This is a genomic window from Anaerobacillus sp. CMMVII, assembly GCF_025377685.1.
GTDB lineage: Bacteria > Bacillota > Bacilli > Bacillales > Anaerobacillaceae > Anaerobacillus.
Genome location: NZ_JACEHK010000017.1, coordinates 1 through 16,665 on the forward strand (window position 1 = coordinate 1; position 16,665 = coordinate 16,665).

Annotated in this window: 15 protein-coding genes and 3 pseudogenes; 17 read left to right on the plus strand and 1 reads right to left on the minus strand. The window is 37.0% G+C overall.

Going from position 1 to position 16,665, the window contains the following annotated elements:
• Window positions 1-17: 17 nt before the first annotated feature.
• The 5 genes and pseudogenes from H1D32_RS21515 (at window position 18) to H1D32_RS21525 (ending at window position 2,950) form a co-directional block, all read left to right on the plus strand.
• Window positions 18-814: pseudogene (locus H1D32_RS21515) on the plus strand (ParB/RepB/Spo0J family partition protein).
• A gap of 263 nt (window positions 815-1,077) precedes the next feature.
• Complete coding sequence (locus tag H1D32_RS25555; protein WP_396126279.1) at window positions 1,078-1,347, plus strand: aminotransferase class V-fold PLP-dependent enzyme; 270 nt, start codon at window positions 1,078-1,080, stop codon at window positions 1,345-1,347.
• A 7-nt stretch (window positions 1,348-1,354) separates the two neighbouring features.
• A complete protein-coding gene (locus tag H1D32_RS25560; protein WP_396126306.1) occupies window positions 1,355-1,744 on the plus strand; it encodes an aminotransferase class V-fold PLP-dependent enzyme in 390 nt (129 codons plus the stop codon).
• On the plus strand, window positions 1,735-2,238 hold the full coding sequence (locus H1D32_RS25565; protein ID WP_396126280.1) for an aminotransferase class V-fold PLP-dependent enzyme: 504 nt from the start codon (window positions 1,735-1,737) through the stop codon (window positions 2,236-2,238). The genes H1D32_RS25560 and H1D32_RS25565 overlap by 10 nt, the downstream gene beginning before the upstream one ends.
• Window positions 2,239-2,249: 11 nt before the next feature.
• Window positions 2,250-2,950: pseudogene (locus H1D32_RS21525) on the plus strand (DUF554 domain-containing protein).
• 136 nt (window positions 2,951-3,086) lie between these two features.
• On the opposite strand, the gene yyaC reads toward H1D32_RS21525, so the two are convergent.
• Window positions 3,087-3,707: a spore protease YyaC gene (yyaC, locus tag H1D32_RS21530; protein ID WP_261180260.1), complete on the minus strand. Its 621-nt coding sequence runs from the start codon at window positions 3,705-3,707 to the stop codon at window positions 3,087-3,089.
• 95 nt (window positions 3,708-3,802) lie between these two features.
• Between yyaC and H1D32_RS21535 the strand changes: the two genes are divergently transcribed.
• The 12 genes and pseudogenes from H1D32_RS21535 (at window position 3,803) to dnaB (ending at window position 16,261) form a co-directional block, all read left to right on the plus strand.
• Window positions 3,803-4,825, plus strand: a complete 1,023-nt coding sequence (locus tag H1D32_RS21535; protein WP_261180261.1) for a YkvI family membrane protein — start codon at window positions 3,803-3,805, stop codon at window positions 4,823-4,825.
• Window positions 4,826-4,968: 143 nt separating this feature from the next.
• Window positions 4,969-5,169, plus strand: coding sequence for a DUF951 domain-containing protein (locus H1D32_RS21540; protein WP_261180262.1), 201 nt, complete (start codon window positions 4,969-4,971; stop codon window positions 5,167-5,169).
• A 73-nt stretch (window positions 5,170-5,242) separates the two neighbouring features.
• Window positions 5,243-7,239: pseudogene (locus tag H1D32_RS21545) on the plus strand (molybdopterin-dependent oxidoreductase).
• A gap of 578 nt (window positions 7,240-7,817) precedes the next feature.
• Complete coding sequence (gene ychF / locus H1D32_RS21550) at window positions 7,818-8,918, plus strand: redox-regulated ATPase YchF (protein WP_261180263.1); 1,101 nt, start codon at window positions 7,818-7,820, stop codon at window positions 8,916-8,918.
• Between the two features lie 235 nt (window positions 8,919-9,153).
• Window positions 9,154-9,441: a 30S ribosomal protein S6 gene (rpsF, locus tag H1D32_RS21555; protein ID WP_261180264.1), complete on the plus strand. Its 288-nt coding sequence runs from the start codon at window positions 9,154-9,156 to the stop codon at window positions 9,439-9,441.
• Between the two features lie 31 nt (window positions 9,442-9,472).
• Window positions 9,473-9,973: a single-stranded DNA-binding protein gene (ssb, locus tag H1D32_RS21560; protein ID WP_261180265.1), complete on the plus strand. Its 501-nt coding sequence runs from the start codon at window positions 9,473-9,475 to the stop codon at window positions 9,971-9,973.
• A 95-nt stretch (window positions 9,974-10,068) separates the two neighbouring features.
• Window positions 10,069-10,308, plus strand: a complete 240-nt coding sequence (gene rpsR, locus H1D32_RS21565; RefSeq protein WP_238938037.1) for a 30S ribosomal protein S18 — start codon at window positions 10,069-10,071, stop codon at window positions 10,306-10,308.
• A 232-nt stretch (window positions 10,309-10,540) separates the two neighbouring features.
• The gene (locus tag H1D32_RS21570; RefSeq protein ID WP_261180266.1) at window positions 10,541-11,197 is read left to right on the plus strand and encodes a potassium channel family protein; all 657 of its coding nucleotides are present in this window, start codon (window positions 10,541-10,543) and stop codon (window positions 11,195-11,197) included.
• A 213-nt stretch (window positions 11,198-11,410) separates the two neighbouring features.
• Window positions 11,411-12,346 carry a YybS family protein gene (locus H1D32_RS21575; protein ID WP_261180268.1) on the plus strand — a complete coding sequence of 312 codons (936 nt, stop codon included), beginning with the start codon at window positions 11,411-11,413 and terminating at the stop codon, window positions 12,344-12,346.
• 16 nt (window positions 12,347-12,362) lie between these two features.
• Window positions 12,363-14,333: a DHH family phosphoesterase gene (locus tag H1D32_RS21580; protein ID WP_261180270.1), complete on the plus strand. Its 1,971-nt coding sequence runs from the start codon at window positions 12,363-12,365 to the stop codon at window positions 14,331-14,333.
• A complete protein-coding gene (gene rplI, locus H1D32_RS21585) occupies window positions 14,330-14,773 on the plus strand; it encodes a 50S ribosomal protein L9 (protein WP_261180271.1) in 444 nt (147 codons plus the stop codon). The genes H1D32_RS21580 and rplI overlap by 4 nt, the downstream gene beginning before the upstream one ends.
• A gap of 117 nt (window positions 14,774-14,890) precedes the next feature.
• On the plus strand, window positions 14,891-16,261 hold the full coding sequence (dnaB, locus tag H1D32_RS21590) for a replicative DNA helicase (protein WP_261180272.1): 1,371 nt from the start codon (window positions 14,891-14,893) through the stop codon (window positions 16,259-16,261).
• Window positions 16,262-16,665 lie beyond the last annotated feature (404 nt).

Below are 16,665 nucleotides of genomic sequence, written 5' to 3' on the forward strand. Positions count from 1 at the left end.
CGTTTTTTCCAGATGCAATGGATGAGAAGCAAGAAAAGATTCAGGAAGTTGCTTTACATGAATTAAGGCCAAATCCTTATCAGCCAAGAAAGTATTTTTCCGAAGAATCGATTAACGATCTGAAAGAATCAATCTTAAACCACGGCGTGTTACAACCATTACTAGTTAGAAAAAGCATCAAAGGCTATGAAATTGTTGTTGGTGAACGTCGCTTTCGAGCAGCAACAGAAGCGGGCCTAAAAACAATCCCAGTTGTCGTAAAAGAACTAACAGAAGATAAGATGATGGAGTTTGCTTTAATTGAAAATCTTCAACGAGAAGACTTAAACCCATTGAAGAAGCTGTTGCATACGATAAACTAATGAAGCATTTAGAAGTAACGCAAGAGCAGCTAGCTAAGCGATTAGGTAAAAGCCGTCCTCATATCGCTAATCACTTGCGTCTATTGCAATTACCAAATGAAGTCCTGACTCTAGTTGAAAACGGTGAACTTTCTATGGGGCATGGACGTGCTTTACTTGGATTAAAAAACAAAGAGAAACTTAACCTTTTGTTAAAGAAAGTATTAGAAGAAGGCTTAAATGTTCGGCAATTAGAGCATCTTATTCAAATCTTAAATGAAAATGTTTCACGTGAAACAATTCGAAAAAACCCGAACCTTCAATTTTTATTAAGGAAAAGGAAGAGCATTTAAGAGAAAGATTGGTACATCTGTAGCTATTAAGAAGAATAAGAAAAAAGGTAGAATTGAAATTCAATTTATTCAGAAGATGATTTAGAGAGAATTTTATCTTTGTTAGAAGGAAATCAATAATAGAGAAAACTAAATAGTAAGCATGACTCGTTCGCTTTCTATTTATAGAATTTTATTAAAGAAATAAGTAACCTATTGTTGAAAGTAAACTTTCTTATAAAACTGACCCCGTCCTTTAGGGGTTGGTCTCTTTTTTTATATTTTTAGCTAAGTGAATTTCATAATTACCCTAACCGAGCTACATTTAGAACGTTGTAGCGAAAATAATGAATTATGAAATTCATTAAAGCAAAATGTTTCGTAATCTTCAAAGGAGGGTAGCCGTGTCTATCATTTATTTTGATCAAGCTGCTTCATCATTTCCAAAACCTGAAACTGTCGCAGTCGCAGTTGCTAAGGCAATTAGTGAGTATGGGGCTAATCCAGGACGAGGTGGGCACCAATTAGCAAATCATGCAGCTGCAATGATATATGAAACGAGAGTGAAACTAGCAAAATTGTTTGGTGAAAGGGACCCGAGCAATGTGATCTTTTGCCAAAATGCAACACATGCCTTAAATCAAGCGATTAAGGGTTCCTTTAGGACAAGGTGATCATATTATTTCAACTACTTATGAACACAATTCAGTCAGGAGACCACTAGAATTTCTAAAGCAAGAAAAAGGTGTGATAGTCACTTATCTTAAAAGTGATCATAATGGTTTCATTACGAAAGAACAGTTGCTAAATGAAATTACACCCAAAACCAAGTTGATTGTTGCAAGTCATGGTTCTAATTTAACGGGTGCAATATTTCCAATTGAGATGATTGGATCTGTTTGTAAAGAAAAAGGAATTACTTTTTTAGTTGATGCTTCACAGACAGCAGGAGTGCTCCCTATTGATATGGATGCAATGAATATTGATATGCTGGCTTTTCCAGGGCATAAAGGGTTATTAGGTCCACAAGGGACCGGGGGCCTCTTATCGTCAAAGGTTCAGTGGAATTAGCCCCAATTTTTCATGGTGGAACAGGTAGTCATTCTGAAGAGAAAGACCAACCTAAGGTACGTCCGAGTAGATATGAGAGCGGTACGTTAAATACACCTGGTATTGCTGGATTATCTGCTGGAATAGATGAAGTAATGAAGAGAGGCGTTGAAACTATTTTTGAACATGAGTGGATGCTCACCAAATATAGTTTAGATAAACTAAGTGACATTGATGGTGTTACAGTATTTGGACCGGATCTTAATGTCGAAAGGTTAGCGGTTATTCCATTTATCATTGATGGAACCGATGTCCAAGAAATCGCGATGATTTTTGATCAACACTATCAAGTAGCATTAAGAGGTGGGCTTCACTGTGCACCGTTAGCTCATGAAACAATAGGTACAATTGAAGGTGGTACGCTAAGAGCTAGCTTCGGTCTTTACAACACATTAGAAGAAATAGACCAGTGGCTGGGAATGATCAAAGAGATAAAAGAAGGGTTAGTCGGATAGGAGTAAAAAGTATGGCTTTATTAGGAACAATAGTTAATGGCTTAGCAATTATTATAGGTTCATTAATTGGAACAAAATTAAGACATATTCCAGAAAAAATGAAAGTTACAGTGATGCAGGCAATTGCTTTAGCTGTAATGATCATTGGAATTGGGATGGGATTAAAAAGTGAAAACTTCTTAATCGTAATCGGGAGTTTAGCTGTAGGAGCCGTATTAGGTGAGAAGTGGGACTTAGAGGATAAACTAAATCGACTCGGTAAATGGTTAGAAGTAAAAACTGGAGCAAAAGAAGAAGGCTCATTTGCAAAGGGGTTTGTTACGGCGACTTTGATTTATGTTGTTGGGGCTATGGCTATTGTTGGTGCACTAGATAGTGGACTAAGAAATGATCATGCGGTGTTATATACAAAATCAATGCTAGATGGATTCTCAGCCATTTTGTTTACTAGTACACTAGGGATTGGAGTCTTATTTTCGGCCTTTCCAGTGATGATTATCAAGGAGCAATTGCCATTTTAGCTACTCAAATCACGCAATTTATTCCTCAAGAGATCATGGATGCGTTTATTGTCGAAATGACTGCAACTGGTGGTGTAATGATATTAGCGATTGGTTTAAATATTCTTGGTATAACAAAAATAAGAGTAGCAAATCTATTACCTGCAATTCTCGTAGTTGCAGTCATAGTCTATATCTTAAGCTTCTTTTAATGGAACAATGAGTTTCCATCTAAACGAATAATAAATTACTCATAAAATAAGACAACCCCTACTATACATGTAAGGAGTTGTCTTTTTTGTGTGCGTTAATCGAACCAAAAGCTCGATGAATATCAAGCTGGTTGTATTAACTTGAGAAAAAAGAGGGCTTAACGCTTTTTAATATAGACCGTTGTCTTTCTTTTGTCAGTTTCATATCAGTCAGGTGGATACTTTCAGCAATTTTATTCGCCATTTTAATTACGAAATGGAGGCGTGTATTTTGCAAAACCATATACTCCATAAAACCACCAACATTAACAATTCCAGTAATATGAATATCACCTACAGGTGGAAGTTTTTTATTAACTGCTGCTCCAGGTTTAACAGGGCCGTCATCGATTGACATAATTCCAACACTTGTAGAGCGACCAAGGCAGGCATCGATACCAATTGTGAAGGCGTCACAATGTTTTTCATTAATTTCAGCTAGTTTTTCTTCGAGATTAACAGCATGAATAGGGTTTTCTAACGTGCCATAGACATGGAATAACTTTAAATTACATTCTTGTAGTCTAGAGCCAATTAGTGGTCCTAATGAGTCGCCAGTTGATCTATCAGTTCCAATACATACTATAACAATATCTTTTTTTGCTAGTTTTGGTAGAAGGTCTAAAAGTTGGTCTGCAAAGTCATGACTTGCATTGTTTTCATCAATATGAATTCGAAAAGGTAATTGTCTCTTTTTAAAGAGATTACGTGAAATCATTCTATGACCTCCCATCTTAACAATAGTAGTAACAGTATACGGATATTTTTTCCTTTCTATACATGCCATTAATAAAATTGGAAGGATGCGTTTTTATGATTAAAGCAGGACTAAAGTGGATGTGTTTAATAATAGGTACGATGATTGGTGCAGGGTATGCCTCAGGGAGAGAATTGTGGGAATTTTTCGGTAGTGAAAGTGGATTAGCTATCATCTTATTTTCAATTTTATTTAGTATATGCTGTTTGGTGATCATGGGAATAAGCTTTCGCCAAAAAACAATTCATTATTTACCTGTGCTACAGTTGTTAATGGGAAAAAAGTTAACTAGACTATATGATTATATGATTATCTTGTACTTGTTCTCTGTTACAGTCATTATGTTAGCGGGTGGGGGAGCGACGTTAGAAGTTGTTAATTTGCCTTACTGGTTAGGGATTATACTCATCTCTGGACTTTTAATCGTGCTATTTTTTTGGGATACAAAAGGAATTACTTCTATGAATTCACTCGTAGTACCAGTCTTAATTGTTTTTTTAGTGGGGATATTACTCTCGTTTCAGTCTTTACAAGGTTTTTCAATTACTTTAAATTTAAATGAGCAAAAAAATTGGCCTTCTGCTTTTACCTTTACTGCCCTTAATATCTTACCTTTGGTAGCTGTATTAGCTGGAATTGGTAGTGAAATTAAGACGAAAGGTGAGATTTGGATTGCAAGTATTGGTAGTGGGGTAACTTTAGGCGGTATTTCTTTTCTATACAATGAATCACTCATAAGGGTTGCTCATGACATTATGTTTTATGAAATACCGTTGTTTGCAATTCTAAAACACTATCCGTATGTTATGGTACTAGTCATGTCTGGTTTATTATGGGTTGCCATTTACACAACGGCAGCTTCAGGATTATTTGGCTTAGCAACGAGATTCCGAAAATATGTATCGGTTCCACTTTGGGCACTAGCATTTTTTCTGATATTATCAATGATACCTTTAACGAAGATTGGTTTTTCTACATTGATTGCAGTTTTGTATCCACTATATGGGGTTCTGAACTTATATATTTTAGCGTCAATCCTTTTATATCCAATTGCTAGGAATTATGATAATGAGACGTGAATACCAAGGAGAGCACAAAATGTGTTCTCTTATTTTTTACATTCTATGTATTACAATAGTATCTAAAGAGCTTAGTAATGTATAATAACTATTAGATGAATTGCAAGAAAGACTAATGGTGAACTAATAGGAGGGGAAGGATAATGGAAAATCAAAAGCAATACGACCTAAATGATGTTGTTGAGATGAAAAAGCCTCATCCTTGTGGAGAAAATCGCTGGAAAATTATTCGCTTAGGAATGGATATTCGTATTAAGTGCCTCGGATGTGATCATAGTGTATTAATCCCACGTAAAGAATTTGGAAGAAAACTAAAAAAAATACTAGTAAAGCATGCAGAGTAAAAATACGATCTATGCGATCTAGCTTTAGTGTCTAAAGAGGCGCTAAAGCTTTTCTAATATAGGAGGGGTTCGATTGGAAAAAAAGATGATTTCAGCCTGTCCCCTTAATTGTTGGGATACATGTGGTTTCACGGTAACTGTAGAAAATAATACTGTAGTAAAGGTAGAAGGAAACAAACAACACCCGGTTACAAAAGGACATATCTGCAATAGAGGAAGAATGCTAGAAACGCGGACCAATTCTCCCTCTCGGATTACGAGGCCATTAAAAAAAATGAACGGTCAGTTTGAAGAAATCTCTTGGCAGCAGGCACTTGATGAAATCGCTGGAAAGTTAATTTCAGTGAAGCAAAACTATGGATCGACTTCTGTTTTGCATAGTCATGACTATTCAAATAATGGACTGTTAAAAAACTTAGATCAACGTTTTTTTAATTGCTATGGAGGCGTGACAGAAGTAATTGGAAGCTTATGTTGGGGTGCAGGTATTGAGGCACAAATATGGGATTTTGGAAATAGTGCAGCTCATGCGCCTGAAGATATCTTTCATAGTAAAAATATTATTATTTGGGGTAGAAATGCAGCGAGCACTAATATTCACCTATTTAGCAACCTACTAAAGGCAAAGAAAAAGGGTATTCATGTAACAGTGATTGACCCTCTCTATCATCAAACCGCGAAGTTAGCAGATACATATATTGCTGTTCGACCAGGAATGGATGGACTGTTAGCGATAGGGATTATGAAAGAGTTAAAGAAGCGCAAGCTAGTCGACGAAAATTTTATTAATCAGCATTCAGTCGGGTTTTCAGATTTTGAAGCCTATATTGATAAAATGGAAATGTCAGAGATAGTCTCGCAGACATCCGTAAGTATAGAAACAATACACCATTTGGCCGATCAGTATAGTAATGGTCCAACGTCAACCTATTTAGGATTAGGCCTACAAAGATATGTAAACGGTGGTCATACAGTTAGACTAATAGATGCAGTGGTAGCAATAAGTGGAAATATCGGGATTAAAGGCGGAGGTGCTAATTATGGACATCTTCCAGTCGGACAAGCATTTGATGTCAGTAACCTTACATTAAGTGAAAGAAAACAAAAAACACGTACATTTACAAGGATGAACCAAGCTGAAAAAATACTTTCAGAACAAGATTCGCCGATCAAAATGGCCTTTGTTACTAGAGGAAACCCACTGACACAGTTGCCTGATACAAATCGAGTCGAAGCAGCATTTTCAGTTATTGATACGCTAGTTGTCATTGACCAATTTATGACTGACACCGCTGAACTAGCTGATTATTTCCTCCCATGTACCACTGTATTTGAGGAAGAAGATATTTATTATTCCTCAATGTACCATAGCTATGTTAATTATGGACCTAAGCTAGTATCTCCAAAAGGGGAAGCAAAATCTGACCGTTGGATTTGGACTGAGCTTGCCAACCGTTTAGGATTTGGTGATGAATTTGCTTATAGTGACGATGAATTTCTTGAAATGGGATTACACTCACTAGCCAAGGAAGGAATTACATTAGCGGCAATAAAGGCAGAGGGATTTATGAAGCTACCAATTCAGGATGTGCCTTGGAGTGATTATAAGTTTAAAACGCCGTCAGGAAAGTATGAGTTTACCTCCAACTTAGCGATAAAAGAAGGACAAGAGGGGAGACTAACGTTTCAGTATCCAGAAGAATCAGTTATAAGCCCTAAAAAGAAGATATACCCTTACCATTTAGTGTCTAAACATCCCACTAGATCTAACCACTCACAAAACTATAACCTTCTTGGTGAAACAAGAGTCATAGTTGAAATCTCTGAAGATATAGCTTACGACCGTAAGCTTTCAGAAGGGGAAGAAGTAGTAGTTTGGAACGACCGCGGGAAAATTGTCGGGTACGTAAGAATACTAAAAATTCCCACCCAGATACGATTAATATTGATGAAGGAAGATGGAAAAAACTTGGCGGGTCTGTCAATGTCCTAACTTCATCAAGCAGGTCAATAATCGGACTTGGCGGAGTCCAGTATGACTGTTTGGTCGATATAAAGGCTCTTTTCTAAAACATTGCTCCTGCGGTTACTCGTCGCACAAAAAAACTTGTTGCTATTTAACCTAAAATGATTGTGAATATTACTTATGAAGATATCGTCCAATAAATTGAGTAAGAAAAGAGCATTACTTACTAAAGTAAGTAGTGAAATCTTAGCATTTACTTAAGCAACAAACTTTGCGAAAACAGCCATATTAAAAAAGAAAATTGTAATAAAAACTAGCTCGAATCGAAGCAAGGTAAGTAAGTATAACGGTAGCGCCATGGAGAATACTGCTTGAACTCAGTTCTTAGCTGCCTTGCGACGGGTAATCGCAGGAGCAGCTGTTTAGCCTCTCGAGGTCAAAAACACGTGTTTACCTAATCGTTGCCTCTTTGGTTCAGTGGGCCCTCGAGGCAAAGCACCATGTGGTATCTCAAGAAGCAACACATGGTGTTAACGAGGTCAGCGGCTTTTGTCGGGGCTAAATGGGCGCTTGCGCTTTTCTTGGGTTATCAATATAATTGTTTAGGGTTAGTAGTTACGTTTAACTTAAACTTTAATAAAAGTGTATATAAAGATTATATAAATGAAGGAAGTGTCCACGAATGGCTTTAACAACTGGAATTGTCGGTTTGCCGAATGTTGGTAAATCAACACTATTTAATGCAATCACTCAAGCAGGTGCTGAATCTGCAAACTATCCATTTTGTACGATTGATCCTAACGTAGGTATTGTAGAGGTACCTGATCATCGTTTAACAAAGCTAACTGAGCTTGTTCAACCGAAAAAAACAGTTCCAACTGCATTCGAATTCACAGATATTGCAGGAATCGTTGAAGGCGCTAGTAAAGGGGAGGGGCTTGGGAACAAGTTCTTATCTCATATTCGCCAAGTTGATGCGATTTCTCACGTTGTTCGTTGTTTTGAAGATGAGAATATTACCCATGTATCTGGAAGTGTAAACCCAATTCGTGATATTGAAGTTATTAACCTTGAGTTAATCCTTGCAGATTTGGATTCAGTAGACAAGCGAATTATGCGTGTTGAGAAATTAATGAAGCAAAAAGATAAAGAGGCAATGGCTGAATATGAAATTTTAGTAAGGTTTAAAGAAGCCTTTGAAGATGAAAAGCCAGCAAGAAGTGTCGAGCTAACTGAGGAAGAAAAGAAGATTGTTCAAGGAATGCATTTATTAACGATGAAGCCTGTCTTATATGTGGCAAACGTAAATGAAGATGGATTACTAGTAGCTGATGATAATCCGCTGGTTCAAAAGGTTAGAGAATTTGCAGCTGCAGAAAACTCAGAAGTTATCGTTGTCTGTGCAAAAATTGAAGAGGAAATTTCTGAACTTGATGGGGAAGAAAAGGCCATGTTCCTAGAAGAGTTAGGAATTAAGGAGTCTGGTTTAGATCAGCTCATCCGTGCTGCTTACAGCTTATTAGGCTTATCAACATACTTTACAGCTGGAGTTCAAGAAGTTCGTGCTTGGACAATCCGTAAGGGAACAAAAGCACCACAAGCAGCTGGTGTCATTCATTCCGATTTTGAACGTGGTTTTATTCGTGCTGAGGTTGTAGCTTATGACGATTTAGTTGAAGCTGGATCTCATGCGGCAGCCAAAGAAAAAGGAAAAGTAAGACTAGAAGGAAAAGAGTACATCGTTGCTGATGGTGATGTTATTCATTTTAGATTTAATGTTTAATTAGTGTAAAGTTTAGAGTTGTTGGTAGTAAAGCTTCGAAGGGCATGCTTAGAAAGCAACTTTGAACTGCTAACGCAAACTCTTCACTCTAAACTTTACACTCTACACTTGTTTTACAAAGAGGTTTCTGCTATAATCGATAAATGCGAGTAAATGACACTTTAATAATTGTTATTATTCGCCCCTTGCTCCTCGAATGAGAGGGGCCGTTAGACCAAAAGGAGGTGACGTACAAATGCGTAAATATGAAATCATGTACATTATTCGACCAAACCTAGAAGAGGCTGCAACAAAGGAATTAGTTGAGCGTTTTAACAACGTGTTAACTGACAATGGTGCTACTCTTGATAAGGTTCAAGAAATGGGTAAGCGTCGTTTAGCTTATGAAATTGAAGACTTCCGTGAAGGCTTCTATGTATTACTAAACGTAACAGCTGAGCCAGCAGCAATCGCTGAATTCGATCGTTTAATTAAGATTAACGAAGATGTAATTCGTTTACTTATCACGAAAGACGAAGAATAAGAACTAGTAGATAGTATGGGGAGGGGTTCTGATGCTTAACCGTGTCGTTTTGGTAGGTCGCCTCACGAGAGATCCTGAACTTAAGTACACGCCGAATGGTATTGCAGTAGCGAGTATTACACTTGCTGTCAATAGACCGTTTTCAAACCAACAAGGCAACCGAGAAGCAGACTTTATTAACGTAGTCATTTGGCGTAAACAGGCAGAGAATGTTGCTAATTACTTACGTAAAGGAAGTTTAGCAGGTGTCGATGGTCGACTACAAACTCGTAGTTATGAAAACAACGAAGGTAAGAAAGTTTTTATAACAGAAGTAGTAGCGGACAGTGTACAATTTTTAGAAACAAAAGGTTCTAGTAACCCTGGTGGAAATCAAAATCAGGGTGGTGGAGACTATTATGGCTCTCCTAATCAAGGAGGATATCCTAACAACAACCAGAATCAAGGCCGTAGTAATCAGTCATTTTCTGATGATCCATTTGCTAGTGATGGCAAGCCAATTGACATCTCAGATGATGATTTACCATTCTAGATCTATTGGCTTTCTAATTTAACTTTAACTTTTATAGGGTCAAGCCCTTTTGTGTGAATATAAAATCTAAAATAAAGGAGGTTTTTTGAATGGCAATGGGAGGACGTCGTGGTGGCCGTGGTGCGAAACGCCGTAAAGTTTGTTACTTTACTGTAAACAAAATCACGAAAATCGACTATAAAAACGTAGAATTACTTAAACGTTTCGTTTCTGAGCGTGGTAAAATTTTACCTCGTCGTGTAACTGGAACTTCAGCTAAGTACCAACGTCAATTAACAACTGCAATTAAGCGTGCACGTCAAATCGCTTTATTACCGTATGTTAGTGGTGAATAAATAATGTAAAAAGGGGATGGCTTATAGTCGATCTCCTTTTTTTATTGATGGCTGTTTATACAAGGCTAGTATCACTTGAAGTATTAGGGTCTCAAACTGAAATATTTTACAAAAATAAACTGTTTAATGAGTTTGTTAATCAAAAAAGTGGCGTGTTTTTCTTAAGTACATTGTAAATAGAGAAACTGTTTAAACTATACATACTATAAAAAGGTATAGGGAGGCGTAACGTATGAAAAAACAATTTGCAGTTGTGGGTCTAGGAAGATTTGGTGGCAGTGTTTGTAAAGAGTTATATGCGATGGGACATGAGGTTTTGGCGATTGACATTAATGAGGATAGAGTTCATGACTTTGCGAATTATTCCACACATGCAGTCGTAGCCAATGCCACTGATGAAAATACGCTATTATCTTTAGGCATTAGAAATTTTGAGCATGTCATCGTTGCCATTGGTGATAATATTCAAGCTAGCATTCTTTGTACCTTATTATTAAAAGAGTTGAATGTAAAGCGAGTGTGGGTGAAGGCACAAAATAACTATCACCATAAGGTAGTTGAGAAAATCGGTGCAGATCGAATTATTCATCCTGAAAAAGATATGGGAATTAGAATTGCTCATTACTTAGTTTCTGAAAAAATTATTGATTACATCGAATTATCACCCGATTACAGTATCATGGAGTTAATAGCTTCAACAAAAGTTTCTAATAAAACGATTGCTAAATTAGATATTCGTGCTAAATATGGCTGTACTATTTTAGGTATTAAAAGAGGTGAAGATGTTATCATAACACCTTTTCCAGACCAATTAATTCTTGAAAAAGATATCTTAATTCTAATTGGTCATAATAATGACCTTAAACGCTTTGAAGATGAAGGCCTCTAGCTTTTTGTAAGGAGTTTTTTCTTATCCTATCAAAGGCTAGATTTCTTTTGAAGCAACTACCTTGCTGGTGGTATAAGAAAAGATTCACTATCTAGGTTAAAGTGAGGACTATTTTTAAAAATTTTGATCATCGTATATAATCATGAAGGGAAATACTTTCACGGGTGAGTTCTTCCTTAGTGTTTAGGTATTTAATGAAATGAGGGAAAATGAATGAAAAATACAAAAGTAATGACTGAGGGGGCAATATTTGCGGCAATATTTTCATTAATTGCCTTTATGACAGTGTTTATTCCAATCTTGGGTTCAATTCTACTTTGGATTTTACCACTACCGTTCATTGTTTACACAGTAAGGAATGGATGGAAAGCTGGTTTAATGTTGTGGGTTGTTGCTATATTTGTTTCTACAATCATTGGTGGGTTAGTACTATTCTTTACTGCAATTATATTTGGAAGTGGTGGAATTGTTGTAGGAGAATTATATAGAAGAAAATATTCTGCCTTTGTGGTGTTATTAGGTGGAAGCTTAGCATATATCGCCAATTTAATTCTATATTTTATTTTAAGTATCGTTGTCTTAGGCTTAAATCCAATTAAAGTTATCCAAGAGTTAATGATGGAATCAGTTCAAACGGCAGAGTCAATGCTTATAGCAATTGGGCAAGATCCTGGGGCACAACTTGTGCCTATGGTTGAATTCATAGATCGTTTGGTATACTTAGCTCCTTCACTGATTATTTCAACGGGAGTTTTTTATGCACTTTTTATTCAATTAATTGCATATGCTGTTTTAAAGAGAATCGGGGAAAAGATATCTCGTTTTAAGCCTTTCCGTGATTGGACCTTTCCAAAGTCTTTTTTATGGTATTATTTAGTAACATCAATTTTTATTTTAATAGGGTTAGAAGAAGGAACAGGTCTTTACATGGTAATGTGGAATTTGTTCCCGCTATTAGAGATTGCGATGACTATTCAAGGTTTAGCAGTTGTTTTATTTTATTGTCATGCGAAGGGGTTTCATAAATCTGTACCTGTTATCATTCTCGTTGTTACTTTTATCGCCCCATTTCTTCTTTATATCTATCGAATATTAGGTATAATTGATTTAGGATTTGAACTTCGGAAAAGAATAAAAAACTCGAATTAATTAGGAGTTGAAGATTATGCCGGAATTCCTATTAAAACGGTGGCATGGGTATCACTTATTTGCCATATTTTCTGTGGCAGTTATCTTTATTGGAATTTTAACAGTTTATCAGTGGGGCCTTGGTTTGTTGGGCTTCTTTTGCTTAACCATTCTACTTGTATACACTGTACAGGCAAGAAATTCGTTTAAAAAAGACATAGAACAATATATTTCTACACTGTCATATCGTGTCAATAAAGCAGGTGAAGAAGTAGTCACAAAGCTTCCGGTCGGAATGGTGCTTTATAATGAAGATAAAGTCATTCAGTGGGCGAACCACTTGGTCATGTCAATTATTGAAGAAGAGTGTATTGGTCAACCAATTTCTAAAATAGATAATGACCTTTACGATGCTATTGAAACAGAGCAGAGAGAAAAAGTCATTCAAATTGGTGAAAATGTCTTTCGGGTTGTGTTTAGACATGAGGAGAGGCTCATTTATTTCTTTGATATTACTGAAGAGACAAAAGTGAAAAAGCTGTACGAAAAGGAACAAACTGTTATTGCTATTATTTATTTAGACAACTATGATGAAGTTACACAAGGATTAGAAGACCAGATCAGAAGTAAGTTAATGAGTCAGGTTACATCAATTTTAAATAGATGGTCAAAGGAGCATGGTGTCTTTCTAAGAAGAACCTCTTCCGATCGATTTTTTGCTATCTTGCGTCAAGAGATGTTAGAAGAACTTGAAGATACGAAATTTGATTTATTAGATGAAATAAGGGAAGCAACTGCTCGCGAAAAAATTCCCATTACGCTAAGCATTGGTGTCGGTAGTGGCCAAGGGTCACTACAAGAACTCGGTGCGCTTGCTCAGTCAAGCTTAGACTTAGCACTTGGTAGGGGCGGTGACCAAGTGGCGATTAAGCAGAAAAACGGTAAAGTTCGTTTTTATGGTGGCAAATCAAACGCTGTCGAAAAGCGTACGAGAGTAAGAGCTAGAGTTATTTCTCATGCGATACGTGATTTCATCCTAGAAAGTGATCGTGTGATGATTATGGGTCACATCAGCCCTGATATGGATGCAATTGGTGCTTCGATCGGTGTCTTGAAATTGGCAGAACTTAATGGTAAAGAAGGATATATCATTTTAGACCCTACCAATATTAGTAGAGATGTCCGAAAGTTGATGGAGGAAGTTGAAAAACATGATCGCTTATGGGCGCATTTTATTACTCCTGATGAAGCGTTAGAAGAGTTAACACCAAATACACTATTAGTTGTTGTTGATACGCATAAGCCTTCATTAGTAATTGAGCCAAGACTATTAGATAAAATTGACCGTGTAATTGTTTTAGATCACCATCGTCGTGGTGAAGAATTTATAGATGAAGCAGTGTTGGTATACATGGAGCCGTACGCTTCGTCAACAGCGGAGCTCGTAACAGAACTATTGGAGTATCAACCTAAACAAACAAAACTAGACTTACTTGAAGCAACTGCCTTACTGGCTGGTATAATTGTAGATACTAAAAGCTTTGCGGTTCGTACTGGTTCAAGAACCTTCGATGCAGCGTCTTTTTTAAGGTCACAAGGAGCAGATACGAATTTAGTCCAAAATCTATTGAAACAAGATTTGGACCAATATATAAAACGTTCCAGGTTAATTGAAAGTGCTCAAATATATCGAAATGGCGTCGCGATTGCGAAAGGAAATCCTAATGAGGTATGTAGTCAGGTGCTGATTGCCCAAGCTGCAGATACGCTTCTCTCTATGAATGGAGTAGTTGCTTCGTTTGTCATTTCAAAGAGGAAGGACGGCGCTATAAGTATTAGTGCTAGATCCTTAGGTGATGTAAATGTTCAATTAATAATGGAAAGGCTTAATGGTGGAGGACATTTATCGAATGCTGCCACGCAGCTAGGTGATGTAACTTTAGATGAGGCTGAAAAATTATTAATGGAAAAGATAGATGAATATATTGAAGGAGGAAAAGAAGAATGAAAGTTATTTTTCTTCAAGACGTAAAAGGCAAGGGAAAAAAAGGTGAAGTAAAGAATGTTTCAGAGGGATATGCAAGAAACTTTCTATTACCTAATAAGCTAGCTGCTGAAGCAAATGCAGGAGCGCTAAAAACACTAGAAGTAAAAAAACAGGGCGAAGAAAAACGTGCGGAAGAAAAACTAAACGAAGCTAAAGCTTTTCGAGATGAAATTGAAAAGCTTACAGTTGAAATAAAGGCAAAGTCTGGAGAAGGTGGTCGACTATTTGGTGCCGTTACAAGCAAGCAAATTGCTGAAACGTTAGCAAAGATGAAAAAGAAAGTCGATAAGCGCAAAATTGAACTTGATGAGCCAATTCGAGCATTAGGCTATACAAATGTTCCAATTAAATTACATCCAGAAGTAACAGCAACAATTAAAGTACATGTTATTGAAGGATAGTTTTGAGTGAGGAGTGTTGAGTGTTGAGTTGTGTAGGTAATGCTGCGAAGCAATGCTGAAAAGAACTCAACACTCAACACTCAAAACTCTACACTTATAAGGGTAGGTGAATCAATCATGAGTGAATTATATGCTGATCGTACTCCACCACAGAATATTGAAGCAGAACAAGCCGTTTTAGGGGCAATTTTTCTTGAACCAGAAGCTCTTGTAACAGCATCAGAAAGACTAGCGTCTGACGATTTTTATCGAGCGTCCCATCAGCGGATTTACAGTGTGATGATCCAGTTAGCCGAAAAGGGAGAGCCTGTCGATCTTGTTACTGTTACAGCTGAGCTACAAGATAAAAAATGGCTTGAAGAAATAGGTGGAGTTTCATATTTAAGTGACTTAGCGAGCTCAGTTCCTACAGCAGCAAACGTAGAATACTATAGTAGGATTGTAGAAGAAAAATCGTTACTTAGACGATTGATCCGTGTTGCTACTAATATTGCTGCAGATGGGTACGCCGAAGAAGAAGAAGTAGATACAATTTTAAGTGAAGCTGAAAAAACGATACTAGAAGTTTCTCATAAAAAAAATACGAGTGCCTTTATTTCGATTAAAGATGTACTTGTTGAAGCATATGACAACATTGAACAGCTACAAAATCGTACAGATGATATTACTGGTATCCCAACAGGTTTCTCTGAATTAGATCGTATGACTGCAGGGTTTCAACGCAATGACTTAATTATTGTTGCAGCACGTCCTTCTGTTGGTAAGACTGCCTTTGCCTTAAATATTGCGCAAAATGTAGCGACGAAAACAGACGAAAATGTTGCCATTTTTAGTCTTGAGATGGGTGCTTCTCAGCTAGTCATGCGTATGATCTGTGCAGAGGGAAATCTTGATGCACAAAGACTGCGTACAGGTTCACTTCAAGAAGAGGATTGGACGAAACTGACGATGGCAATGGGAAGTTTATCAAAAGCCGGGATTTATATCGACGATACACCTGGTATCCGTGTAAATGACATTCGTGCAAAGTGTCGTAGATTAAGTCAGGAAAAGGGTTTAGGAATGATCTTAATTGACTACTTGCAGTTAATTCGCGGAGATGGCAAAAGTGGTGAAAACCGTCAGCAGGAAGTTTCAGAGATTTCGAGATCCCTGAAAGGTTTAGCAAGGGAATTACAAGTACCTGTTATTGCCTTATCACAGCTTTCACGTGGTGTAGAATCCCGTCAAGATAAACGACCGATGATGTCTGATATTCGTGAGTCAGGAAGTATTGAGCAGGATGCCGATATTGTTGCTTTCTTGTACCGTGATGATTATTATGACAAGGAAAGTGAGAGCAAGGATATCATCGAAATTATTATCGCAAAACAAAGGAATGGCCCTGTTGGAACAGTTGAACTTGCCTTTGTTAAAGAATATAACAAATTCGTAAACTTAGAGCGACGTTTTGATGAACGTAGTATGCCTGTCGGAGCAGGGGCATAGAAAATCTGAGTTTGAAAATATTCCCCTTACGGTACCTGGGAGTGCCTAAGGGGATTTTATTGCTGTCTAGCTCCAGCAAGGCTACTGCTTGAATTTGCTTCTTACTGCCTTGCGACGAGTAATCGCAGGAGCAAATGTGGAGCCCCTCGAAGTCAAATAACCTTCGAGAGAAAAAGTGAACTTCCTTTTTCCTAGAATAAAAGTGATAGAGCAAACTTTCTTCTCGAAGAACATTTGCTTGTTGGGGCTTAAATGGGTGCTTCCGCTTTTCTTATTAGTTACCAGGTAATGACGTATATTTTTATTGAAAAATATTGTAGAATGTAGATTGTAAAATTTGTTAGGGTAAAGTTTTCTTCACTAACATAATTCTAATCTACATTTTACAATCAAAAATTCCAATT